Genomic DNA, 24,124 nt, shown 5'->3' with positions numbered 1-24,124 from the left:
ACGTGCGTGCTGCCTGAGCATGCTACGCGTCGGGTAAGTTCCGCTCCATGACCCCATCACCGACGCCGTCGACCGAGTTGAAGAAGTCCCCGCTGCACGAGCGCCACGTCGCGCTCGGCGCCAAGTTCGCCGAGTTCGGCGGCTGGGAGATGCCCCTGGAGTACTCCGGCGTCGTCGCCGAGCACACCGCGGTCCGTACTTCGGTCGGCGTCTTCGACGTCAGCCATCTCGGCAAGGCGACGGTCAAGGGCCCGGGCGCCGCGGCGTACGTGAACGCGTGCCTGACCAACGATCTCGGCAAGATCGCGCCGGGTCAGGCGCAGTACACGCTGTGCTGCAACGAGAACGGGGGAGTGGTCGACGACCTGATCGCCTACCTGCACGCCGACGACGACGTGTTCCTGATCCCGAACGCCGCCAACACCGCCGAGGTGGTCCGGCTGCTCCAGGCCGACGCCCCGGACGGTGTCGAGGTGACCAACGTCCACGACGACTACGCGATCCTCGCGGTACAGGGCGCGAAGAGCGACGAGGTGGTGTCCGCGATCGGCCTGCCGACCGGTCACGACTACATGTCCTTCGCCACGGCCGACTTCGGCGGTACGCCGGTGGTCGTGTGCCGCACCGGCTACACGGGCGAGCGCGGCTTCGAGCTCGTCGTACCGAACGCTGCCGCCGTGGCCGTGTTCGACGCGCTGCTGACGGCCGGCGAGCAGTACGGCATCGTCCCGGCCGGACTGGGCGCGCGGGACACGCTGCGGACCGAGATGGGATACCCGCTGCACGGCCAGGACATCGCGCCCGGCATCACGCCCGTCCAGGCGCGGTCCGGATGGGCCGTCGGCTGGAAGAAGGAGCACTTCTGGGGCGACGCGGCCCTGCGCGCCGAGAAGGAGCGCGGACCGGCCCGGATCCTGCGCGGTCTGCGGGCCGCCGGACGGGGTATTCCGCGGCCGCACATGTCGGTCCTGGATCAATCCGGAACGGCCCTCGGTGAAGTGACCTCCGGAACGTTCTCGCCGACGCTGAAGAAAGGTATTGCGTTGGCGCTCCTGGACGCGTCGGTGAAAGAAGGCGATCAGGTAACCGTCGACATCCGGGGCCGCGGGGAAACCTTCGACGTCGTCAAACCGCCCTTCGTGACCGTCCATGTGCGCTAGCGGCCCGCCGCGACCGAATGTGTCTTTTCGTTACATTGCGTGAGATCTTGGCACAAATTGGCCACTGTCGGTGCTGTGCCGACGCGTTTTGCGCAGGATTGACTGCGAACGGTGACGAAATGGGGCAAATGTTCCGTTCGACTACCGGTTCCGGTAACGATTTGTGCACTGCTGCCGGGCACTGCTGGTTTGGTGTCACGGTGTCGGGCAGGCTAGCCCGCGGCTACGGCGGAATCCCGTGTCAAGGGGATTTGACGCCAGCCAGCAAGCGAGCAAAGGTCGGCACGCCATCCACCGATTAGTGCCGGATCCGCGGACCGAAATCCGGCCGACTGAACTGACGGAGTGCGAATGAGTATTGGGTCGCCAGACTCGACTGTTGGGATCGAGGAGCACCCGGCATCGGCGGAACCCGTTCGGGGCTCTGCCGTCCCGCACGGAAAGTCCCCCACCCGGGTCGCGGTGGACCGGCTCCGCAAGGACCGGGTGGCCGTGATCTGCGCGTTCGTGGTGCTCTTCTTCATCCTGATCGCGATCTTCGCTCCGGTGCTGACCAAGATCGAGGGCGGCGACATCGGTACCTTCCACCCCGACCTCGTCGACGAGTACGGCTTCCCGACCTTCGCCTCCAACGCACAGCACTGGTTCGGCGTCGAGCCGAAGACCGGGCGGGACAACTTCGCCCGCTGGGTGTACGGCGCGCGCCCGTCGCTGATCATCGCGTTCGTCGCGACCCTGTCCGGGACCGTCGTCGGCGTCGTGATGGGTCTGCTGGCCGGCTTCCTCGGCGGCTGGGTGGACCGGATCATCTCCTGGTTCGTCGACTTCGTGCTGAGCCTGCCGTACCTGCTGTTCGCGATCGCGATGGTGCCGATCGTCGAGAGCATGCGCGGCGGGTCCTTCAACCTCTCGCCGGAGGAACAGGCCTCGACGCGGTTCTTCGTACTGATCTTCGTCCTGTCGTTCTTCGGCTGGGCCGGACTGGCCCGGATCATCCGCGGCGAGGTGCTGTCCCTTCGCGAGCGTGAGTTCGTGCTGGCCGCGAAGGCGATCGGCGTCCCCACCCGGCAGGTCCTGTTCAAGGAACTGCTGCCCAACCTGGTCGCGCCGATCGTGATCTCGGCGTCGCTGTCGCTGCCGGCGTATGTGACCGCGGAGGCCGGCCTGTCCTTCCTCGGCGTCGGTCTGATCGAGCCGGTCCCGTCCTGGGGCCAGACGATCGCGACCGCGACCAACTGGTTCAAGGCGGATCCCCTGTACCTGTGGCTTCCGGTGCTCGGCATCACCGCGCTCGTGCTGGCACTGGCTCTGCTCGGTGACGCCGTACGCGATGCCTTCGACCCCAAGACTCGCCGGTAGCCCGGCGTTGCCCCAGCGGCAGAAAAGGAGAAACACAACAATGCAGTGGAAACAAGTCACCGCTGTTGCGGCGACGGTCATGCTGGCCGTCGCGGCCTGTGGCACCCCGTCGTCCAACAACAAGGGCGGGGCCAACGCGGGCAACGCGGGTACGGCGCAGGAGAAGGCGACGGACCCGACCGCGAAGGGCCCGGCACCGGAGATCGAGGGTGCCCAGAAGGGTGGTGTCGCCACCGTCCTGTCCGACGTCACGCCGGACACCATGGACCCGACGAACATCTACTTCATCGACGGGAACCAGATCGGCAAGCTGATGTACCGGGCGCTGACCCAGTACCGCCTGGACGGTGACAGCCACAAGCCGGTGCTCGTTCCGGACCTCGCCGAGGACCTGGGCACGAAGTCCGCCGACGGCCTGACCTGGACCTTCAAGCTCAAGCAGGGCATCAAGTACATGGACGGCACGCCGGTGAAGGCGGCCGACTACGCGTACGCGATCAAGCGGTCCTTCGCGCACGACCTGTACGACGCCGGACCGACGTACCAGGACGAGTACTTCAAGGACGGCAAGACCTACAAGGGCCCGTACGGCGCGAACGGCGACAACTACGCCGGTGTCGACACGCCGGACGACCACACGCTGGTCATCCACCTGGCGAAGAAGTTCGACGACCTGCCCTACTACGCGGCATTCCCGATGTTCACGCCGATCCCGAAGGCGAAGGACACCAAGAAGTCGTACGACCTGAAGCCGATGACCACCGGTCCGTACCAGGTCGACTCCTACACCCCGGGTTCGGAGCTGAAGCTCAAGCGGAACCCGCACTGGGACCCGAACACCGACCCGGTGCGGTACCAGTACCCGGATGCCTGGGACTTCAAGTTCGGTCAGGACACGCTGAAGGTGCAGCGCCAGGTGCTGGCCAGCAACGGCCCGGACGCGAACGCGCTGAACTACTCCGACCTGGACTCCAGCCTCGTCCCCGAGGTCAAGGACCAGAGCCAGATCGTCACCGGTCCGCAGCCCTGCACCAACGTCTGGGGCCTGGACACCCGGAAGATCCCGATGGAGATCCGGCAGCTGATCGCCAAGGCGTACCCGTTCGACACCTACCGCAAGGTCGCCGGCCTGACGCCGCAGACCGCGATCCCGGCCTCGACGATCCTGCCGCCTGCTGTTCCCGGCTACGAGAAGTACGAGCTCCCGGGCCTGGTCGGCACGGGTAAGGGCGCCGAGGACCCGGCCGTCGCGAGCGAGGTCAAGGCGAAGCTGAAGGAGCTCGGCAAGGAGAACTTCGAGCTCAGCTGGTACTACTCGAACGACGACAAGATCGCCACGCAGGTCAACCAGCTGCGGACCCAGGTCTACACCGCCGCCGGCTTCAAGGTGCGGGCCGTTGGTGTTCCGAAGGCCAAGATCCGGACCCTGCGCAACGACCCGGCCGCGCCGGTGAACATCGCTCAGGGCCCGTCGGGCTGGTGCTCGGACTGGCCGTCCGGCGCGAGCTGGTTCCCGGTGCTGTTCAAGTCCGACGCCGTTGCGCTGAGCAACAGCATCGGCATGCTGCAGGACAAGACGCTGGACGCCGAGATCGATCGCGTCAACGGGCTGACTGCCGACCAGCAGCTCAAGGAGTGGTCGAAGGTCGACAAGTTGATCATGGAGAAGTACCTGCCGCTGATCCCGCTGTACTACAGCTACAGCGGATACCCGGTCGGCAAGAACCTGGGTCACGTGATCAACGACCCGACGCAGGGTCTGCCGGAGTTCACCTCCATCTTCCTGAAGCAGCCCTGATCCGGGGCCAGGTAGTCCTAGCGGTTTGATCATCTGACCACGGGTGGTGACCGGACAGTGTCGAACTCGTCCGGTCACCACCCCTCGGTGAGGAGAATCCCTCGTGCTCTACTTCGTGGCGCGCCGGCTGGTGAGCGCGCTCAGCGTCGTGCTGGTCACGCTGATCGTGACCTTCGCGCTGTTCTTCGTTGCGCCGACCGATCCGGCCGGCGCGATCTGTGGTGATCGCAACTGCACCCAGGAGCGATACAACGACATCAAGGAGAATCTGCACCTGGACCAGCCACTGGTGCAGCAGTTCGCCGGGTACACGGCCGGCATCTTCGCCGGGCGGACCTTCGAGACGGCCGGCGTGAAGCAGAAGTGCTCGGTGCCGTGTCTGGGCTTCTCCTTCAAGAACGACCGGCCGGTGACCCAGATGCTGAAGGAACGGCTGCCGGTGACGGTGTCGCTGGTCGCCGGGTACGCGGTGATCGTCCTCACCATCGGCGTCTTCGTGGGCTCGATGGCCGCGAAGAGACGCGGGACGCTGGGCGACCGTGCGTTGATGAGCAGCACGCTGATCCTCAGCTCGGTCCCGTACTACATCGTCGCGCTGATGATCTCGCTCTACCTGACGATCCTCTACCAGATCCTGCCGCGCGGCGGATACACACCGATCACACAGAATCCGGTGGCCTGGTTCACCGGGCTGCTGACCCCGTGGCTGGTTCTCGGCCTCTACAGCTGCACGCAGTACGCGCGGTACTCGCGCGGCTCGATGGTGGAGGCGCTGAGCGAGGACTACATCCGGACCGCGCGGGCCAAGGGCCTGTCGGATCGAGTGGTCACGTACAAGCACGGGCTGCGCTCCGGGATGATCCCGGTCATCACGATCTTCGGTCTGGACATCGCCGGCAGCCTCTCGGGCGCGATCTTCACCGAGCGGATCTTCGACCTGCAGGGCCTCGGCAACCTGGTGCTGGACAGTTTGAGCAACTACGACCTGCCGGTGATCATGGGCACCGTCCTGGTCTCTTCGGTCATCCTGGTCGCGATGAACTTCCTCGTCGACATCGCCTACTCACTGATCGACCCCCGGGTGAGGCTCTCGTGACGAACCCAGCCAACGACGACGCCAAGGAAGTTCAGGACAGCATGGTGGAAACGCCGGCCGGCGACACCGCGGCCGCCAAGCGTGGTCCGTCGGTCGCCACCCGCGAGCGCCGGCAGGGCTCGATCAACCCGAGCGGCGAGACGCCGTACCTGGTGGTCGAGGACCTGGCCGTGAAGTTCCCCACCGCCGACGGCATGGTCAGCGCGGTGAACGGGCTGAGCTACTCGGTCCCGCTCGGCCGCACGCTGGCCATCGTCGGCGAGTCCGGGTCCGGCAAGTCGGTGTCGAGCATGGCCGTGATGGGCCTGCACGACCGGAAGCGGACCCGGATCACCGGGTCGATCCGGCTCGGCGGCGACGAGATCATCGGCCTGTCCGAGAACGACCTGATGAAGATCCGCGGCGACGCGGTGTCGATGGTCTTCCAGGACCCGCAGTCCTCGCTGCACCCGCTCTACACGATCGGCAACCAGCTGGTCGAGGGTTACCGCGTGCACCACAAGGTGTCCAAGGACGTGGCGAAGAAGCGGGCGCTGGAGATGCTCGACCTGGTCGGCATCCCGAACCCGCAGCGCCGGTTCTCGCAGTACCCGCACGAGTTCTCCGGCGGTATGCGGCAGCGCGCGATGATCGCGATGAGCCTGATCAACGACCCGAAGCTGGTGATCGCCGACGAGCCGACCACCGCGCTGGACGTGACCGTGCAGGCGCAGATCCTGGACCTGCTGAACAACCTGCAGAAGGAGTTCGGCTCCGCGATCGTGCTGATCACCCACGACCTCGGGGTGGTCGCCGAGATGGCCGACGACGTGCTGGTGATGTACGCCGGGCGCTGCGTCGAGTACGGCACCGCGGAGGACGTGCTGGCGAACCCGCGGATGCCCTACACCTGGGGCCTGCTCGAGTCGATCCCGACCGTCTCCTCGGCGAACGAGAAGCTGCGCCCGATCAAGGGCCTGCCGCCGAGCCTGCTGAACCTTCCGGACGGCTGCTCGTTCAACCCGCGCTGCCCGTACAAGGACCGGGTCAAGGGCGAGCTCTGTACGACGCAACTGCCGGACCTGCTGCCGGTCGACGGCGCCGGTGCGCACACTTCCCGTTGTCACCTGCGCGACAAGGCCTCGATCTACGAGGCCGAGGTCGCGCCGAGACTGGGCTGACGAGAGAGGACTGAGGAACCATGAGCGAAACTCTCTTGCAGGTCCGCGACCTGAAGATGCACTTCCCGATCAAGGAAGCGGCCGGTCTCGGCCGGACCAAGAAGGTCGTGCAGGCCGTGGACGGGGTGACCTTCGACCTGAAGGCCGGCGCCAGCCTCGGCCTGGTCGGCGAGTCGGGCTGCGGTAAGTCGACCACCGGCCGGATGATCACCCGGCTGCTGACCCCGACGTCCGGCGAGATCGTGTTCAAGGGCACCGACATCGCGCAGCTGAAGGAGCGGGAGCTGCGGCCGTTCCGCCGCCAGCTGCAGATCGTCTTCCAGGACCCGTACAGCTCACTGAACCCGCGGCAGACGGTCAGCAACATCATCAGTACGCCGCTGCGCGTCCACAACCTGGTGCCGAGGGGCAAGGAGCTCGCGCGGGTCCAGGAACTGCTGGAGCGCGTCGGCCTGAACCCGGAGCACCACAACCGCTACCCGAACGAGTTCTCCGGCGGTCAGCGGCAGCGCATCGGCATCGCCCGGGCGCTCGCGGTGGAGCCCGAGGTGATCATCGCCGACGAGCCGGTCTCCGCGCTCGACGTGTCGATCCAGGCCCAGGTGATGAACCTGCTCGAGGACCTGCGCAGGGACCTCGGGATCGCGTTCGTGTTCATCGCGCACGACCTCGGCGTGGTCCGGCACTTCTGTGACGAGGTCGCGGTGATGTACCTCGGCAAGATCGTCGAGCAGGGCAGCCGGGACCAGATCTACAACGCGCCGCAGCACCCGTACACGCAGGCGCTGCTGTCGGCCGCGCCGGACCTGGGCACGATCCGCGGCGTCCCGCCGAAGGAGCGGATCCGGCTGGTCGGCGACGTACCCTCGCCGATCGACCCGCCGAGCGGCTGCCGGTTCCGGACCCGGTGCTGGAAGGCGGAGGACATCTGCGCCACCCAGGAGCCGCTGCTGGAGATCAAGCCGCAGTCGAGCCCGGGCCACACGGCCGCCTGCCACTTCGCGGAACCGAAGGCCGATCTGATCGCCGAAACCGCGTAAGACAACAAGTAGGCCCTCCGTCAAAGGCGACGGAGGGCCTACTTGTGTCCGGATTGGCTATGCGCGGCCGTGGGCCTGGCGGCTGCGGCGGCTGAGGGAGTCGATGGTGACGGCGATCAGCAGGACGCCCGCGGTGACGATGTAGCGGACGTTGGAGTCCAGGCTGAGCAGGGCGAGACCGTTGGAGATCGAGGTGATCACCAGCGCGCCGAGCAGCGCGGAGTACGCCGAACCACGGCCGCCGAACAGGCTGGTGCCGCCGATGACAGCGGACGCGATCGCGTTCAGGTTCACGTCCGTGCCACCGCTGGCCTGGCCGACGGCCACCAGCCGGGCCGCCGCGAGGATGCCGCCCACCGCGGCGAAGGTGGTGCAGGCCGCGAACACCGTCAGGTAGATCATCCGGACGTTGATACCGGCCCGGCGCGCTGCCTCGACGTTGCCGCCGACGGCGAAGACCGATCGGCCCCAGCGCGTCCGTCGTACGGCGAGGTCGGTGACCACGACCAGGGCGAGGAACAGCAGGAACATCGACGAGACGCCGCGGTCGCCGTTGAGCACCGCGATCGGGATCAGCAGCACGATCGCGAGGCCGGCGGCCTTGATCGCGATCACCGAGTTCGGCGCCGCGGACAGACCGGCCGCGGCGCGGGCGGTCCGGCCCTGCCAGCGGCTCAGCGCGTAGGCCACCACGACCAGGGCGACCAGTGCGTAGGCCATCGCGGGGGAGAGGAAGCTCCGCGTCGCGAATCCGACCAGCGCGGAGTCGTACGGCAGGTTGATCGTGCCGTCCTTGCCCAGCACCAGCAGCTGGAGACCGAGGAACCCGAGCAGACCGGCGAGAGTGATGACGAAGCTCGGTACGCCGAAGCGCGTGTACAGGAGGCCGTAGAACAGGCCGATCAGCACACCGAGCGCGACGGCGGCGACGAGCGACGCGACGATCGGCCAGCCCTTGTTGACGAACGTGACGCCGACGACCGCAGCTGCCACGCCGCTCACCGAACCGACCGAGAGGTCGATCTCGCCGAGCAGCAGGACCAGAACGATGCCGAGGGCAATCACGCCGACGGACGTGGTCTGCAGCGTGAGGTTCACCAGGTTGCGGCTGGACAGGAACGAGCTGTTCGCGATCTGGAAGACTGCCCAGATGATGACCAGGCCGACGACCACCGGGACCGAGCCCAGGTCGCCGGACCGCAGCCGGGCGGTGAAGGCGCCGACCGCGCCGCTGATCCCGTGCCCGGCGATCAGCCGCTCGTCCTGGAGATCGGCCGGCAGCTGGGCCGCGCCGTTCTCCTCGGGCGCCGCCGTCGTACCCGTGATGTCCTGGGGGCGGGTCCCCGATCCTTGGAGACTCATGAGGCCGGTCCCTCTTCCCGGCTCCGGCGCGCTGCGCGCTCGGAGACCGCGTTGTCGGTAGCGCCGGTGATCGCGGCGATGATGTCCTGCGTCCTGGTCTCGCTGACCACGAAGACGCCGTTGTTGCGGCCGAGACGCAGTACGGCGACCCGGTCCGCGACCGCCATCACGTCGGCCATGTTGTGGCTGATCAGGATGACGGCCAGCCCGCGTTCGCGGAGCCGCTCGACCAGGTTGAGGACCTCGGCGGTCTGAGCGACGCCGAGGGCCGCGGTCGGTTCGTCCAGCATCACGACCTTGGGCCGGCCGAGCAGGCTGCGCGCGATCGCGACGGTCTGCCGCTGGCCGCCGGACAGGCTGGCGACCGGGATCCGGACCGAGGGGATCTTCGCGGACAGCTGCCGGAGCAGCTCCCAGGAGGAGCGCTCCATCTCGACCTCGTCGAGGGCGCCGTTCTTGCGCAGCTCGCGGCCGAGGTACAGGTTCGCGACCACGTCGAGGTTGTCGCACAGCGCGAGGTCCTGGAACACGGTGGCGATGCCGAGCTGCTGCGCCTCGGCCGGGCTACCGACCCGGACCGGTCGGCCGTCGAACACCATCGACCCGTCGTCGGCCGTGTAGACGCCGGCGATCGTCTTGACCAGCGTGGACTTGCCGGCCCCGTTGTCGCCGACGAGAGCGAGCACCTCACCGGCACGGACGTCCAGCTCGATGTTCTTCAGAGCCTGCACGGCGCCGAAACGCTTGGAGACTCCCTGCAGCGTCAGCACCGTACCGGCGCCGACGTCGAGGGGAGTCGGGGTAACAGTCACGTGTTGAGCCTCCTGGACTTATTTCACGCCATGATCCTCGCCGGGGGCGCGGTTGGGGAGAGGTCGGCGCAGCCCCCCGCACCTCACTGCGGGGGGCTACGCCGAGGGGCGGGTCAGTTGGCGGACAGGCCTGCGGCGGTGCAGGCGGCAGCGAAGGACGCGGTGCAGATGTCGGTGACCTTGTAGATGTTGTCCTTGACGACGGTGTCCTTGATGTTGTCCTTGGTCACCGCGACCGGGTCGAGGATCGTCGACGGTACGCCGTTCTTTTCGGTGGTGGACTCGGGCTTGCCGCCGTTCGCCAGCGCAACCGCACCCTTGGCGGCGGCCTCTGCCTGCGGCTTGACCGCCTTGTAGATGGTCATCGCCTGGTCGCCGGCGATGATCCGCTGGATCGCGGCCAGTTCCGAGTCCTGCCCAGTGACCGGCGGCAGCGGCTTCACGCCACCGCCCTTCAGCGCGGCGATCGCGCCACCCGCGGTGCCGTCGTTGGCGGCGTACACACCGACCAGGCCGTTCTTGATCGCGCTCAGCTGGCCCTCCATCCAGCCCTGCGCCTTGTCCGGGCTCCAGTCCGGGGTGTCGAACTCGGCGGCGATCTTGAACCCGCTGGAGTCGAGCACGCTGTGCGCGCCCTTCTTGAAGTCGGCGGCGTTCGGGTCGGTCGGCGAGCCGTTGATCATCGCGAGGTTGCCGGACGTCTTGCCGGCCGCCTTGAGCGCATCCACCAGGGTCTGCGCCTGCAGCTTGCCGACCGCCTCGTTCTCGAACGACACGTAGTAGTTGGCGTTCTCGATGAACCGGTCGTACGCGACCACCGGGACGCTCTGGGCCTTCGCGGAGGCGGCGACCGCGGCGGCGGCCTTGCCGTCGACCGGGTCGAGAACCAGGACGTTCGCGCCCTGGGTGAGCGCGGCCTCGGCCTGCTGCTGTTGCTTGGCGGCGTCCTGATCGGCATTGCTGTAGATCAGCTGGCAGTCGCCGCAGGCCGCCTTCAGCGCCTCGGTGAACAGCGGGCGGTCGAGCGCCTCGTACCGGGTGGTCTTCGACTCGGGCAGCAACAGCGCGACCTTTTTCGCGCCGCCTGAGCCGCTGCCCGAGCCGGAGCCTGTGTCGTCCTTGCCACAGGCCACCAAGGAGGTGGCGAGGGCCGAGACGGCAAGCCCGAGGCCGACGAGACGAAGTGCTGAGAAGGACATATGGCGGCTCCTTGACGAGACGGCCCCGATTGGCCTGCCCGCAGTCAAGCCCGCCGGCGTCTTGGCGTCAAGACTTGAATTCAAGAAATGGAGATATTGGTATGACTCAGCATCGACGCGCGGTGGATCGCGCCGACGATGTCCGCCTCGTCGCCGAGCTCGGCGGGGCGCAGTTCGACGCTCGCCGCGGCGCTCGGGATCGCGCACCGGTCGAGCGCCTCGCGGAGCGGGGCGTGGATCAGTTCGCCGGCCTCGGCCATCAGGCCGCCGACCACGATCGCCTCCGGGTTCAGCAGGTTGACGACGCCTGCCACGGCGACGCCGACCCGGCGGCCGGCGTCCTCGATCACCCGGCGGCAGCCGAGATCGCCGCCGAGTGCGCGAGTCACGATGTCCTTCAGCCGCAGCGGTCCGTGCGACGCGGCCAGGCTGCTGATCAGCGCGCGCGAGCCGACGAACGTGTCCAGGCAGCCGCGGTTGCCGCAGCGGCAGATCGGGCCGTTCTCGTCGATCGTGACGTGCCCGATCTCGCCCGCCGTACCGGTCGAACCGCGGAACACGTCGCCGTTGATCACGATGCCCGCGCCGACGCCGTACGAGAACTTCAGGTAGCAGCCGTTCCGGACGCCGCGGAGCGCGCCGGCCCGCAGTTCGCCCAGGGCCGCGAGGTTCGCGGTGTTGTCGAGTGCGACCGGGGCGCGCAGGTACCCGGACATCGCCTCGGTCACGTTGACGCCGCGCCAGCCGGGCAGCACCGCGTCGGACCCCGCCTCGCCGCTGACGGAGTCGACCGGCATCGGCAGCCCGAACCCGATGGCGGAGATGTCCTCGACGCCGGAGCTGACCGTCTCGGCCAGGTCGGCGAGCAGCCGGGCGGCGCGCTCCATGCCCTCGTCGGCGACGTGATCGGCCTGCAGCGGCATCAGTTGCTGGGCGAGGATCTCGCGGGAACCGTTCGCGACCGCGACGCGGACGTCGCGCTCGCCGAACGCGACACCGGCCAGCAGCCCACCGCCGGACGCGAGGGAGACCAGTACGGCGCGGCGGCCGTTGCGGATGCTGCGGGACAGGCCGACCATGCCGGCCTGATCGAGCTCCTTGACCATGTTCGAGACGGTGGCGGCGGAGAGTCCGGAGGCGGCGGCGATCTCGACCTGCGTGAGCGGGCCGTGCTGCCGGACGACGCCGAGAACGCGCGCACGATTGGCTTCGCGCAGCGAAGCCTGCGAGCCGGGAGCCGGGCGAGTTGCGTTCATTACATAAAGATAACGGATCGCGGGGCGTGCCCGGCCGCCCACCGGTGGTGAACCACGAACATCTTCCGCAACCTCGCCGTCACTACCCCTCTGAAACGTCTCGTCGGCGAGAGTAGACCACCCCGGCCACGAGGTGGTGGAGGTGAGCGCTCACACGGTCAAGGCGAGCGTCACAAGGGCCACCGGGAGAGCCATTTCGACGATCGCGCCGAGGACGTCGCCGGTGGTGCCGCCGAGCGCCCGGACAGCTCGGCGGCCGATGAGCAGGCTGGTCAGAACGGCCAGGAGTACGGCGCCTGCGGTGCCGGACGAACGGAGTACGGCGGGGGACGCGAGCCAACTGAGCGCGATGGCCGCGGCGAGTACTGCGGCTGTAGTGAGGGTTGCCGTGAGTGGGCGGACGGTAGCGGCGACGAACGATCCCAGGCCGTCGGGGCGGGCCGCGGGGATCGACGTACGGCAGGACCAGGGGAGGGTGAGGCGGCTCGCGGCGGTGGCGATCAGAAGCGCCTGCCAGCCGAAGTCCGCTTGCAGGCAGGCGGTGAGGGCGGCGACGTCGAGGAGCAGTACGCCGACGATGGCGACGACACCGAACGGGCCGATGTCGCTCTGCTTCATGATCCGCAGCATCGTCTCGCGGTCCCGCCGGCTGCCCAGGGCGTCGGCGAAGTCGGCGAGGCCGTCCAGGTGCAGTCCGCCCGAGAGCCCGGCGACAACCAGCACCCCGAGTACGGCCGCCAGCAGGTCCGCGTCCGGCTTCACCAGCTGCGCAAGCACGACAACCGCGGCAGCGATCCCGCCGACCAGCACTCCGACGGCCGGGGCCAGCACCATCGCGCGCCCGCCGACCTCTCGATCAACTCGTGATGGCACGCCCGCGGGCAGGACCGTGAGCGTGCCGAGCGAGAGTCGCGCGGCATCGCTCCAGGCCCGTCGGACGTTGGCGTCTGCGGGCCCGGCGGCGGCTTCCGGTTCGCCGGGCTCGGTCATGTGAGGGGGAGGGTTCGGCCGGCCATGGTCCAGAGGACCTGGTCGGACGCCAGGGAGATGGTGGTGTTGAGGCGGCCCATGAGGTCGCGGAACAGACGGGTCCCGGGGTCGGCGGGGACGATGCCCGAACCCACGTCGTTGCTGACGGCAACCACGCGGCGGGCGGTCGCGGACCACGCGTCGGCGAGGCCGGCGATGGCTTGCTCGACGAGGCCCGCGCGGTCGAGATCGGACCAGACGTCGACGGTGTCCATGGTGCGCGACAGCCAGAGGGTGAGGCAGTCGATCAGGAGCGGGGGACCGGGGGACTCGAGCAGCGGCACCAGGTCGATCGTTTCCGCCAGACCCCAGGAGGCCGGCCGGCGGGCCTGGTGCTTCGCGACCCGGTCCGCCCACTCGGCGTCCCCGGAGTCGTTTCCGCCGGTCGCGACGTACAGGACGTCGGGCTCCGCGGACAGCAGGCGTTCGGCGGCGACGGACTTGCCGGAGCGGGCTCCGCCGAGGATGAGGGTTCGGTCAGGCATTCGTCCTCCCGGGCTCGAAAACCACCGGCGCCTCGAAGGCCGCCTTGCGCGCCGTACGCCGGAAAGCGTTCAGGATCGGCCGCCCGAGCAGCAGCACCAGCACCGCGCTCAGGATGCCGCGCGGAATGTCCCACCCCAGCGACGTCGCCACCACGAACAAGAAGTACCGGTGCAGGTTGGCGGCCAGTGTGTCGCCCGGGATGAACGAGAAGTCGCTGCCGAACGTCGCGTACGGCCAGAACCAGAGGTTCATGATCACGCCGTACAGCACACCCGACACCAGCGAGTACGCCGCCAGCAGCAGCAACTCCAACCGCCCGCCGACCCGCGGCAGCAGACCCGCAAGACACCCGACCCACGCGCACGCGAACATCTGGAACGGCATCCACGGCCCGACCCCACCGCTGATCAGCGCCCCGCCCAGCAACGACACCGCCCCGAGCACGAACCCGAACCCGGCGCCGAACGCCCGTCCCGCCAGCACGAGCAGGAAGAACCCCGGCTCGAGTCCCGCCGTACCTGGGCCCAACGCTCGCAGGGCCGCGCCGACCGCGGCAAGCATGCCGACCAGTGAGATCACCTTCGCGTCGATCCCGGCCTCGGAGAGCTCCGCCAGTACGACGGCCACGAGCAACGGCAGCAGCAACACGAACAGCCACGGCGCGTCTGTGGTGTGACCGATCGCGGACTCGCCTGCCTGCGAGGTCTGGAAGAACAGCGGCCACGCGAACCCGAGCACGCCCGCGAGCGAGGCGACAAGCAACGCGGTCGTACTCCGGGGCTTCAGCCGGATCAGGCGAAGTGGTGCAGTCGGGGGCTTGAGCCGGTTGCGTTTCACGACGCCCGATCCAGTGCGTCCGCGACCTCGCCGACGGTCAGGAACGGTAGCGGCGCAAGGATCTTCGCCACCTGCGGCGCGAACGCCGGCGACCCGGCGATCACCTCGGCCGTCTCGCCGTCACTCACCAGCTCGCCGTCGGCGAGCACCATCACCCGCGTGGCGACTTCGGCGACCATCTCCACGTCATGCGTCGACAACACCACTGCGTGCCCAGCAGCGGCCAGCTCGCGCAGGATTGCGACCAGCCGCCGCTTGGCGCCGTAGTCCAGGCCCCGCGTCGGCTCGTCCAGCAACAGCAGTGGCGGCGCGCCGCACAGTACGACGGCCAACGCCAGGCACAGTCGCTGTCCCTCCGACAGGTCGCGCGGATGCATGTCCAGAGGCACATCGGGTGCCAGTCGCTCCAGGAGCGCCCGGCAGCTACCTGTGGTCACCTTGAAGTCGGAGTCCGCGGTGGAGCATTCGTCCGCGACCGTAGCGGCGTACAGCAAGTCTGCGGGCTCCTGCGGGACCAGTCCGACTGCCTTGACCAGTCGCTTCGGGTTGGTACGGCGTGGGTCGACTCCTGCGGCGGTCGCAGTGCCAGAGCGAGGAGAGAGGATGCCGACGAGAGAGTTCAGCAACGTCGACTTGCCCGCGCCGTTGCGGCCCATCAGTGCGACGACCTCACCGGCCTTGATACTCAGCGAGACACCACGGAGCGCAGTGACGCTGCCGTAGCTCACCACCAGGTCCTTGCACTGGGCAAGCTCCGCACCGAGTGGTACTCCCGCGCGTGCAGGCTGCGGAGAGTCGAGCCGGGAGCGGAGACCTGCTGCAGCGCGTCGGGCGTCCCGTACCGACAGGGGGAGCGGTGACCATCCGGCCAGCCGTCCCAGCTCCACGACCGGCGGTGCGACCGGTGCGGTCACCATGCGCTCGGCCGGCAGGCCCGTCGACACAGCAGCGGCGCCACCGGGTACTTCGATCACGCGGTCGGCGTACTGGATCACCCGCTCCAACCGGTGCTCGGCCATCACCACAGTGACACCCAAGTCGTGCACGAGCCGCTGGAGCGCAGCCAGCACCTCCTCGGCCGCCTGTGGGTCCAGCGCGGAGGTGGGTTCGTCCAGCACGAGTACGGCGGGATGCGACGTGAGAGCTGCTCCGATGGCAGTCCGCTGCCGCTGTCCACCAGAAAGCGACGTCAGAGCTCGATCCCGTACGTCGGCCAGCCCGAGCAGGTCCAGCGTCTCCTCGACGCGCCGCCGCATCACGTCCGGCGCCACACCGAGCGACTCCATGCTGTACGCCAGCTCGTCCTCGACCGTGTCGGTGACGAACCCCGCCATCGGGTCCTGTCCGACCATCCCGACCACGTCGGCGAGATCGCGCGGCCGGTACTCGCGGGTGTCCCGCCCGTCGACCAGCACCCGCCCGGCCAGCGTGCCTCCGGTGAAGTGCGGCACCAAGCCGTTGATTGCCCGCAGCAACGTGGACTTGCCGGACCCGGTTCGCCCGATCACCAGCGCCAGTTCGCCCTCCGGCACCGTGAAGCTGACGTCCCGCAGAGCCGGTTGGAGCGCCCCGTCGTACGTCACCGTCACCTGGTCGAACTCGATCATTTGACCGCCTTGGTCAGTGGCGCTTTGAGGGGTGGTGCGGCCACGGCGGGCACCAGTCCGATCAGGACGCCGACGACCGGCAGCACCGGTACTGGTGGGACCACCAACGGGCCGGCCAGCAGCAGACCGTTCACACCACGGACCGCTGCGGTCACCATGGCACCCGCGGCCACAGCACCGGCCGCAACGACGATCCACTCGGGCAACGCCCACGGGTCGGGTCGGTAGCGCGTCCTGCTGACCCGCTGCCGCCCGACTGCCATGGCTGCGACTGCCAGCAGCACACCAGCCGCCAGCGCACCGGCAGCTAATGGGAACGCCATGGCGTCGGTCAGCAACGCGTAGACGCCCAGCAGGATCCCCAGCAGTCCCAGCAGCACGCACAGTGCGGTGAGTCGACGCTGCGCACGAGGAGCCTGCGCAGTACGGCCGTAGCCACGTGAGTCCATCGCGGCCGCCAGCTCCACCGATCGGTCCAATGCACCTTCCAGGACAGGCATGGCCGTCGTACGGAAGGAGGCGCGGGTACGACCGCGGAGCCGTCGTGCTGCGCGCACGCGGCGGCCGTCCGTCACCAGTTGCGGCGCGAAGGTCAGTGCGACCACGCACGCGACCCCCATCTCGTAGAGGGCCCCTGGCAACGACTTCAGCAACCGCCGCGGACTGGCCAGTGCGTTGGCCGCACCCACGCAGCAGAGCATGACGGCCAGCTGACCACCGTCGTACAGAGCCGTCACCAGAGCCTCCGCCGTCACGTCGCCGCCGAGCTTCACGCCCGCGGCCCAGTCAGGCAAGGGGATCTGCGGCAGCGTGAACAGCAGCGTGTTTCCCTGCGAGCGGGTGGACAGCAGCGCCTGCAGGACCACGCGGACGCCGATGACCAGCAGGCCGAGCTTGAGGAACGCAGTGAAGCTGTGTGCCCACGGTGCGTCGCTCCGGCGGGCTGAAACGACGAATCCGGTCACGGCGAGGATCAGGACCAGCAGGACCGGATTGCGTGTCCTGCTGGCCGCGACAGCCATGCAGAGCGCCCACAACCACCAGGCCCCCGGGTGGAGTGCCCGGGGGAGTGTCAGGTGGTGTACGGCGCGCACTTAGTTGGCCGCAGTACGCCGGCGGTTCAGCATGAATCCGCCGCCCGCCAGGAGCAGCACCACGATGACGGCGATGATGATGCCGGTCCACGGCGTACCGCTGCTGTCTGAAGAGGGTGTGGAGGCGGCGGGTGTCGCCGTCGAGCCCACCGCTGCACCGATCTGCAACGTGACCGGAGGCTCGGTGGCCGGGACCTTGATGTTCTTCACCTGGTCGCCGCAGCTCTTGGACGGGTAGCCCGCGATGCCGCAGGTCAGGCCCTTCTCGATCCGGACCGGTCCGGCCGCGGCGAGGATCTGCGCGCCGGTCGACTTCGGGGCGGTCACCACGCAGGTGCCTTTGGCTTCACCCGGCGTCTCGCCGGCGACCGCGTCCCCCGGCGTACCCGGGTCGACGACCAGCGCGACCCGCTTCTTGCCGGTCTCCGCCGGGGTCTTGCCGCAGATCGCGTCGAAGTCGCCCGCGGCCCGCGGGACCCGGGGCTTGGCTCCGCCGACGGCGAACCGCCAGCCCTCCACGGCGCCGTCGGCGGGCACGAAGGCGTCGGCGCCCTTCTGGGAGAAGGCCCATTGGCCGTTGCTCCACTGGTAGTAGCCCCAGAAGCGGTAGCCGTCCTCTGTCGGTGCGGCGGTCGCTGAGACGGTGGCAACGGTCCCAGCCAGCAGGAGACCCGCCAGCAGGCTGAGGACCAGTCGTACGGTCCGGTGTGCAGTCATGGTGGTTCCTCGGTCGGGCCGCAGCCCGGTGGAGGAGGTCCCGCCTGCACCGGCAGGGTAGGGGCTCCACCCGCGGACCACGGCGGGTAGTCGAGCCTGACCGCCTGCGTCACAGTGTTCCGGCTTGCCACCTGTCAGTGCTGTCAGCGCTGTCAGGTGGCCTACGGTTGCGGGTCAGCGCCGGACTCGGACCGGCTTCCCTGTGACGCAGGCGTGTGGTTCGAAAGCAGCTTACTCTGCGCTTGTTCGGTGCTTGTTCGGTGCTTATTCGGCGGAGGACAGGCTCATCGGCCCGTAGACCTCGCGGCCGTCCTCCAGCAGGTACACCTGACCGACGCCACGGTCGGCCAGGTCCCGCCAGACCTCGCCCAGCCAGCTCTCCGCGTCACCCTGCGCGGAGAAGTCGGCCCCGCCGACCTCGCCGGGGTCGACCAGGGCACCGGTCGCGGTCTCGAACCGCCAGCTCCAGCTCACGAGTTCGGCCGCTTCTGCGGGGCGTTCTGCGCGGTTTTGGCCGGGTCGTTCTCGACGATGTGGCCGAGCACCTCGTCGATCCGCTTCAGCAGACCCTCGTCCAGCGTGACGCCGGAGGCCTTCACGTTCTCGGTGACCTGCTCGGGCCGGGAGGCGCCGATGATCGCGGACGAGACGTTGCTGTTCTGCAGCACCCACGCGATCGCGAGCTGGGACAGCGAGAGGTCCGCCTCCTCGGCGAGCGGCTTCAGTTCCTGGACCCGGGTGAGCACGTCGTCGGTGAGGAACCGCTTGATGAAGTTGGACCCGTTGGCGTCGGTCGCCCGGGAACCCTCCGGCGGCTGCTGACCGGGCAGGTACTTGCCGGTGAGCACGCCCTGCGCGATCGGCGAGAACACGACCTGGCCGATGCCGAGCTCCTCCGACGCCGGCACCACCTCGGCCTCGATCACCCGCCACAGCATGCTGTACTGCGGCTGGTTCGAGACGAACGGGATGCGCAGCTCACGGGCCAGCCGGTGGCCCTCCTGCAGCTGCTCGGCGGTCCACTCCGACACGCCGATGTAGAGCGCCTTGCCCTGCCGGACGACGTCGGCGAACGCCTCCATCGTCTCCTCGAGCGGCGTCTCGGTGTCGAACCGGTGCGCCTGGTACAGGTCGACGTAGTCGGTGCCGAGGCGCTTGAGCGACCCGTTGATCGACTCGTGGATGTGCTTGCGGGACAGGCCGGTGTCGTTCGGCCCGCCCGGACCGGTCGGCCAGTACACCTTGGTGAAGATCTCCAGCGACTCGCGGCGCTCGCCGGCCAACGCCTCGCCGAGCACCGACTCGGCCTTGGTGTTCGCGTACACGTCGGCGGTGTCGAACGTCGTGATGCCGGCCTCCAGGGCCGCCCGCACGCAGGCCTTGGCCTGCTCGTTCTCCACCTGGGAGCCGTGCGTCAGCCAGTTGCCGTACGAGATCTCGCTGACCTTGAGACCACTGTTACCCAGATACCGGAAGTCCATGGTTTGACCCTACCGCTCGTTCAGGACGGCTTCTCGCCGCGCTTCACCATCGGCTTCGGCAGCCGCCAGCGGCGCATCTGCATCGTCCGCCGGACGGCGTAGAACCCGATCCCCTTGGTGGACTCTTTCGGGAACTTGATCCCCACCTGCTTCTTCAGCCCGGAGGTGAGCAGGAACCAGTCCGCCGCGATCAGCAGGATCATGAACAGGAACAGCAGGTTCACCATCCCGGCCAGCCACGGGAACTGCGGCGAGAACACGACGCCGATCAGCGACACCACCAGCAGGACCGGCAGCGCGAACTCCATCACCGAGTAGCGCGCGTCGACGTAGTCGCGGGCGAACCGCCGTACCGGGCCCTTGTCGGCGGCCGGCAGGTACCGGTCGTCGCCGGTCTGCATGGCCGTCTGCATCTTCGCGCGCTCGGTCCGGACCTTCTCCCGCCGGATCGCCGAGGCCTCCTTGCGGTTGCGCGGCTTCTTGAACGCGGCCTTGCGGGCGGCCTCCGCTTCCTTGCGGCTCGGCGTCGGACGCCCCTTGCCGCCCGGCTTGCCCTGGGACTCGGCAGGTACGGTGGTATCTGTCTCAGACTTGGTACGACGGAACACGGGGTCAGAACCTCATTCGCAGGGCAGGTCGCGACTCGGGGTGGTCCCCGGACCTTCCTCCTACTTTATCCGGGCCGGTCCTGATGGTGTGGTGACCCGGTGGGACATAGGGTGGAAGGCACGCACGCCGGGTCGTCAGTCCGGCACAGAAGGGGTACGGATATCGATGAGCATCTTCAAGCGGATGTCGACGATCTTCAAGGCCAAGGCGAACTCCGCCCTGGACAAGGCCGAGGATCCTCGCGAAACCCTTGACTACTCGTATCAGAAGCAGCTCGAGCTGCTGCAGAAGGTACGGCGGGGTGTGGCCGACGTGGCCACCAGCCGGAAGCGGGTGGAACTGCAGGCGTCACAGCTGCAGTCCCAGTCGGCCAAGCTGCAGGAGCAGGCGCAGAAGGCGCTCTCGATGGGCCGCGAGGACCTGGCCCGCGAGGCCCTGACCCGCAAGTCCGGTCTCCAGGGCCAGATCGACGACCTGACCACCCAGCACGCCCAGCTGCAGGGTGAGGAGGAGAAGCTGACGCTGGCCTCCCAGCGGCTGCAGGCCAAGGTCGAGTCCTTCCGGACCCGCAAGGAGACCATCAAGGCCACCTACACCGCGGCCGAGGCGCAGACCCGGATCAACGAGGCCTTCTCCGGTATCTCCGAGGAGATGAGCGACGTCGGTCTCGCGGTCCAGCGCGCCGAGGACAAGACCCAGCAGATGCAGGCCCGGGCCGGCGCGATCGACGAACTGCTCGCCTCCGGCGCGCTCGACGACGCGAGCGGCACCGTGAAGGACAACATCACTCTGGAGCTGGACCGGATGTCGTCCGGCTCCGACGTGGAGAACGAGCTGGCCGCCATGAAGGCCCAGCTGGCCGGCGGCGGTGCGCCGAAGGAGCTCTCCGGTGAGGGGGCCGCGCAGGCCCAGCCGCAGTCCGCCCAGCCAGTGCAGCAGCCGGCAGCCGAGCCGGCGCGACCTCAGGACGGAGATGTTCGGTGATCGTTCGCATCATGGGTGAAGGCCAGTGGCGACTGGCCGACGACAAGCTGGACGCGCTCAACGCGGTGGACGGCGACCTGGAGAAGGCGGTGTCGTCCGGCGACGAGACGGCGTACCAGACCGCGTTCGCCGCGCTACTGGACTTCGTCCGCTCCGGCGAGCAGGTGCCGGACACCGAGCTGCACGACTCCGACGCCATCCTGCCCCCGTCGGACAGCTCGCTCGCCGAGATGCGTGAACTGATCAGCGGCGACGGCTTGATCGCCGGCTGATCACTTGCAGTAGCCGTTTTTTCGAGACCCCTGGGACCGAAACTGGTCCCGGGGGTCTTTTTCTCCTACGGCGACGGCGCGGGGGTAAACACTCGTCGTCAGTGCTGTTCCAGGCGGCATTCGCGTAGTACTGTCTGGTTCACGCCGTTGTGGGGGCGGCGATGGACGAGGTCCGTGACGGGGTGTGGGTTGGTCACGGGTTTCGCTGTACACCTGTGGGGGGTGGCTGTACGTGACCGAATTCGTCATGTCTGAAGGACTCGCCGAACCAGCTGATTTGCGGCCGGCGCCGTCGGGGGACCGGCGTCGGCCGGTCTGGGTGGTTCCGGACGCGGTGCCGGCTGTGCTGCCGCGCTCTGCCCGGCACACCGAGGCGCGCTGGGTGGCGAAGTACCGGCGGGCGTCGCTGGCGGCTGATCTCGGCGCCGGGATGATCGGCGCCTCGCTGGCGCTGGTGGCCCGGTTCGGGGCTCAGATCAATCTTGGATACGTCGTGCTGGGGGTGCTGCTGCCGGTCGCCTGGGTGGCCTGTGTGGCGCTGCAACGCGGCTACGAGACCCGGTACTTCGGCACCGGGCCGGAGGAGTTCCGCTCGGTCATCCGGGCCGCGGTGGCCCTGACTGCCATCGTGGCGATCTCGTCGTACGCGACCAAGAGCGAGGTTGCTCGAGGGTTCGTGGTGCTGGCGGTGCCGATGACGTGTGCGGCGGCGATGTTCGGCCGCTGGATGCTGCACCGGCAGATCTCCTGGCGGCGGTTCGCCGGCCGGTGCATGCGCCGGGTACTCGTTGTCGGACGCAACGACCAGGTGACCACGCTGAAGCGGCACCTGGAAGAACGGCCGGCCGACGGGTACGTCGTGGTGGCCAGCTGCCTGCCGCGTGGCGACGTCTTCGAGGAGCCGGAACCGGAGCGCCTGGGCCGGACCGAGATGGACATCCTGGCCGCGGTCGACCAGTACACCGTCGAGGTCGTGGCCGTGGCCGCCGACCCCGAACTGGCCGGACACACGCTGCGGAAGCTGTCCTGGGCACTCGAGCAGCGCGGTGTCGAGCTGATCGTCTCGCCGGGCATCGTCGAGGTCGCCGGTCCGCGGATCTCGATCCGGCCGGTCGCGGGCCTGTCGCTGCTGCACCTGGAGCGGCCGTCGGTCTCCGGCGGACCGCACCTGCTGAAGAGCATCTTCGACCGGGTGGTCGGGTGCCTGATGCTGCTCGGCGTCGCGCCGATCCTGCTGGTCACCGCGATCCTGGTGAAACTCACCAGCCGCGGGCCGGTGCTGTTCCGGCAGACCCGGGTCGGCCGCGGCGGCAAGCAGTTCCAGATGCTGAAGTTCCGCACGATGGTGGCCGACGCCGAGGCACGCAAGGCCGAGCTGCACGCGCTGAACGACGGCAACGGGGTCCTGTTCAAGCTCCGCGACGACCCGCGGGTGACCAGGGTCGGGCGGTACCTGCGACGGTTCTCGATCGACGAGCTGCCGCAACTGGTGAACGTGCTCCGGGGGGACATGTCACTGGTCGGCCCGCGTCCGCCGTTGCCCGCCGAGGTCGCGCAGTACGCGATCGACGACGCGCGACGGATGCTCGTGAAGCCGGGCCTGACCGGCCTGTGGCAGGTCAGCGGTCGCAGCGACCTGACCTGGGAGGAGTCCATGCGGCTCGACCTGCGGTACGCCGACAACTGGTCGATCGCGCTGGACCTTCTGATTCTGTGGAAGACCGCACGCGCCGTGCTGGGGAGCGACGGCGCGTACTGAGTGGTGTTGAGCGGTGTTTGTGTTCCCGAGGGGGGAATCCGTGACTGTAGTACTGGAAAGATCGGCCGTTGCCCGATCCGAGGCAGCGACCCTGGTGGTCAGGGCCGCGGCAGGGGACCAGGGTGCCTGGAGTCAGCTGGTCGATCATTATGCGCGGCTCGTCTGGGCCGTCACCCGCAGCTTCCGGCTGGGCGACAGCGACGCCGCTGACGTCTCGCAGGTGGTCTGGCTGCGGTTGCTCGAGCACATCAATCGCGTCGATCCCGAACGGGTCGGCGCCTGGCTGGTCGTCACCACGCGCCGGGAATGCCTGCGGGTACTGGCGTTCCGCAAGCGCGTGCTGCTGACCTACGAAGCAACGGCGTTCGAGGACGTGGCCGGCGACCAGCCGGAGCTGGACTCCGACCTGATCGCCGGCGAACGGGCGGACGACGTACGGCGGGCACTCGAGAAGCTGCCCGACCGCTGGCAGCAGCTGCTCGGCATGCTGATGTCCGACCCGCCGGCGCCGTACGCCGAGATCTCCGCGACGATCGGGATCCCGATCGGCAGCATCGGCCCGATCCGCGGCCGTTGCCTGGAGAAACTCAGACTGCTGCTTGCCTCCTGAGGCAGCAGGCCCCGGTCCGGGCCGCCACCGATCGTGCTCTGGTCAGAGCATGATCCAGGCGGTCCGGACCGGCCGTTGTGCGCTACCGGGCCACCGCAGCAGGAAGCTCACCAGTTGCGCGTTGCCAGGCCCGTCGCTACCGCGCGCCTCGACCACGACCGGACCGGCCGGGAAGACCCGTAGTTCCACGGTCAGCGTCGTGCGTTCCACGTCCAGCGTCACCCCGTGCCCGGCGAAGCGCAGCCGTCGTACGTCGTCTCCGGGCTGGTCGATGAGGCTGTCGAAGACCAGGTCGAGCACGTCGAGGCCGCGTTCGTGCCGGCCGAACGCGGCGTACCCGACCGACCGGAGCAGCGCGATCTGCTCACACGCGGCCCGTTCAGGAGGCCCGATCATC

At 68.6% G+C, this 24,124-nt stretch carries 24 protein-coding genes; 10 read left to right on the top strand and 14 right to left on the bottom strand.

Translation table 11 applies throughout. The features are described from left to right. Positions 1-47 precede the first annotated feature (47 nt). From gcvT to EV137_RS07830, 6 genes are all read left to right on the top strand, one after another. Positions 48-1,160, top strand: coding sequence for a glycine cleavage system aminomethyltransferase GcvT (gene gcvT, locus EV137_RS07855; RefSeq protein WP_133999285.1), 1,113 nt, complete (start codon positions 48-50; stop codon positions 1,158-1,160). Positions 1,161-1,511: 351 nt separating this feature from the next. Then, a complete protein-coding gene (locus tag EV137_RS07850) occupies positions 1,512-2,519 on the top strand; it encodes an ABC transporter permease (protein ID WP_133999282.1) in 1,008 nt (335 codons plus the stop codon). Between the two features lie 40 nt (positions 2,520-2,559). Further along, complete coding sequence (locus EV137_RS07845; protein ID WP_133999279.1) at positions 2,560-4,317, top strand: ABC transporter substrate-binding protein; 1,758 nt, start codon at positions 2,560-2,562, stop codon at positions 4,315-4,317. Positions 4,318-4,420: 103 nt separating this feature from the next. Further along, positions 4,421-5,413, top strand: a complete 993-nt coding sequence (locus EV137_RS07840) for an ABC transporter permease (protein ID WP_133781794.1) — start codon at positions 4,421-4,423, stop codon at positions 5,411-5,413. Next, positions 5,410-6,573, top strand: coding sequence for an ABC transporter ATP-binding protein (locus tag EV137_RS07835; RefSeq protein WP_133999276.1), 1,164 nt, complete (start codon positions 5,410-5,412; stop codon positions 6,571-6,573). Before EV137_RS07840 ends, EV137_RS07835 begins: the two co-directional genes overlap by 4 nt. A 20-nt stretch (positions 6,574-6,593) precedes the next feature. Continuing rightward, complete coding sequence (locus EV137_RS07830) at positions 6,594-7,613, top strand: ABC transporter ATP-binding protein (protein WP_134127469.1); 1,020 nt, start codon at positions 6,594-6,596, stop codon at positions 7,611-7,613. A gap of 57 nt (positions 7,614-7,670) precedes the next feature. Here the strand turns inward: EV137_RS07830 and EV137_RS07825 are convergent, their stop codons facing one another. The 13 genes from EV137_RS07825 to EV137_RS07765 form a co-directional block, all read right to left on the bottom strand. Beyond that, positions 7,671-8,975, bottom strand: a complete 1,305-nt coding sequence (locus EV137_RS07825) for a sugar ABC transporter permease (protein ID WP_133999270.1) — start codon at positions 8,973-8,975, stop codon at positions 7,671-7,673. After that, positions 8,972-9,787: an ATP-binding cassette domain-containing protein gene (locus EV137_RS07820; RefSeq protein WP_202870837.1), complete on the bottom strand. Its 816-nt coding sequence runs from the start codon at positions 9,785-9,787 to the stop codon at positions 8,972-8,974. The genes EV137_RS07825 and EV137_RS07820 overlap by 4 nt, the downstream gene beginning before the upstream one ends. A gap of 113 nt (positions 9,788-9,900) precedes the next feature. Further along, the gene (locus tag EV137_RS07815) at positions 9,901-10,986 is read right to left on the bottom strand and encodes a substrate-binding domain-containing protein (RefSeq protein WP_134127467.1); all 1,086 of its coding nucleotides are present in this window, start codon (positions 10,984-10,986) and stop codon (positions 9,901-9,903) included. An 80-nt stretch (positions 10,987-11,066) separates the two neighbouring features. Then, entirely contained in the window at positions 11,067-12,242 is a 1,176-nt protein-coding gene (locus EV137_RS07810) for an ROK family transcriptional regulator (protein WP_134127465.1), read from the bottom strand. Between the two features lie 150 nt (positions 12,243-12,392). Beyond that, entirely contained in the window at positions 12,393-13,232 is an 840-nt protein-coding gene (gene cobS, locus EV137_RS07805; protein WP_134127463.1) for an adenosylcobinamide-GDP ribazoletransferase, read from the bottom strand. Continuing rightward, positions 13,229-13,756: a bifunctional adenosylcobinamide kinase/adenosylcobinamide-phosphate guanylyltransferase gene (locus EV137_RS07800; protein WP_134127461.1), complete on the bottom strand. Its 528-nt coding sequence runs from the start codon at positions 13,754-13,756 to the stop codon at positions 13,229-13,231. The genes cobS and EV137_RS07800 overlap by 4 nt, the downstream gene beginning before the upstream one ends. Further along, positions 13,749-14,594: an ECF transporter S component family protein gene (locus EV137_RS07795; protein ID WP_134127459.1), complete on the bottom strand. Its 846-nt coding sequence runs from the start codon at positions 14,592-14,594 to the stop codon at positions 13,749-13,751. The genes EV137_RS07800 and EV137_RS07795 overlap by 8 nt, the downstream gene beginning before the upstream one ends. Then, the gene (locus tag EV137_RS07790; RefSeq protein ID WP_134127457.1) at positions 14,591-16,201 is read right to left on the bottom strand and encodes an ABC transporter ATP-binding protein; all 1,611 of its coding nucleotides are present in this window, start codon (positions 16,199-16,201) and stop codon (positions 14,591-14,593) included. Before EV137_RS07790 ends, EV137_RS07795 begins: the two co-directional genes overlap by 4 nt. Beyond that, the gene (locus EV137_RS07785) at positions 16,198-17,295 is read right to left on the bottom strand and encodes an energy-coupling factor transporter transmembrane component T (RefSeq protein ID WP_133999248.1); all 1,098 of its coding nucleotides are present in this window, start codon (positions 17,293-17,295) and stop codon (positions 16,198-16,200) included. Before EV137_RS07785 ends, EV137_RS07790 begins: the two co-directional genes overlap by 4 nt. After that, a complete protein-coding gene (locus EV137_RS07780) occupies positions 17,296-18,012 on the bottom strand; it encodes an SCO2322 family protein (protein WP_134127454.1) in 717 nt (238 codons plus the stop codon). A gap of 264 nt (positions 18,013-18,276) precedes the next feature. Continuing rightward, positions 18,277-18,486, bottom strand: coding sequence for a hypothetical protein (locus EV137_RS07775; protein WP_133999242.1), 210 nt, complete (start codon positions 18,484-18,486; stop codon positions 18,277-18,279). Further along, positions 18,483-19,493, bottom strand: coding sequence for an aldo/keto reductase family protein (locus EV137_RS07770; protein ID WP_133781818.1), 1,011 nt, complete (start codon positions 19,491-19,493; stop codon positions 18,483-18,485). The genes EV137_RS07775 and EV137_RS07770 overlap by 4 nt, the downstream gene beginning before the upstream one ends. A 20-nt stretch (positions 19,494-19,513) precedes the next feature. After that, positions 19,514-20,101 carry a DUF3043 domain-containing protein gene (locus EV137_RS07765; protein WP_133999239.1) on the bottom strand — a complete coding sequence of 196 codons (588 nt, stop codon included), beginning with the start codon at positions 20,099-20,101 and terminating at the stop codon, positions 19,514-19,516. A gap of 166 nt (positions 20,102-20,267) precedes the next feature. Here EV137_RS07765 and EV137_RS07760 point away from each other — a divergent pair, with 166 nt between their 5' ends. The 4 genes from EV137_RS07760 (at position 20,268) to EV137_RS07745 (ending at position 23,727) form a co-directional block, all read left to right on the top strand. After that, a complete protein-coding gene (locus tag EV137_RS07760) occupies positions 20,268-21,086 on the top strand; it encodes a PspA/IM30 family protein (RefSeq protein ID WP_131462562.1) in 819 nt (272 codons plus the stop codon). Then, a complete protein-coding gene (gene pspAA / locus EV137_RS07755; RefSeq protein ID WP_133999236.1) occupies positions 21,083-21,358 on the top strand; it encodes a PspA-associated protein PspAA in 276 nt (91 codons plus the stop codon). Before EV137_RS07760 ends, pspAA begins: the two co-directional genes overlap by 4 nt. 232 nt (positions 21,359-21,590) lie before the next feature. Further along, positions 21,591-23,117 (top strand): sugar transferase, encoded by a 1,527-nt coding sequence (locus EV137_RS07750; RefSeq protein ID WP_238175159.1) that lies wholly within the window; start codon positions 21,591-21,593, stop codon positions 23,115-23,117. Positions 23,118-23,211: 94 nt separating this feature from the next. After that, on the top strand, positions 23,212-23,727 hold the full coding sequence (locus EV137_RS07745; RefSeq protein ID WP_166679795.1) for an RNA polymerase sigma factor: 516 nt from the start codon (positions 23,212-23,214) through the stop codon (positions 23,725-23,727). 42 nt (positions 23,728-23,769) lie between these two features. Here the strand turns inward: EV137_RS07745 and EV137_RS07740 are convergent, their stop codons facing one another. After that, positions 23,770-24,123 carry a hypothetical protein gene (locus EV137_RS07740; RefSeq protein ID WP_134127450.1) on the bottom strand — a complete coding sequence of 118 codons (354 nt, stop codon included), beginning with the start codon at positions 24,121-24,123 and terminating at the stop codon, positions 23,770-23,772. Position 24,124 lies beyond the last annotated feature (1 nt).

Source organism: Kribbella pratensis, from assembly GCF_004366075.1.
GTDB classification, from domain to species: domain Bacteria; phylum Actinomycetota; class Actinomycetes; order Propionibacteriales; family Kribbellaceae; genus Kribbella; species Kribbella pratensis.
This window is presented reverse-complemented; position numbering and strand designations above follow the sequence as displayed.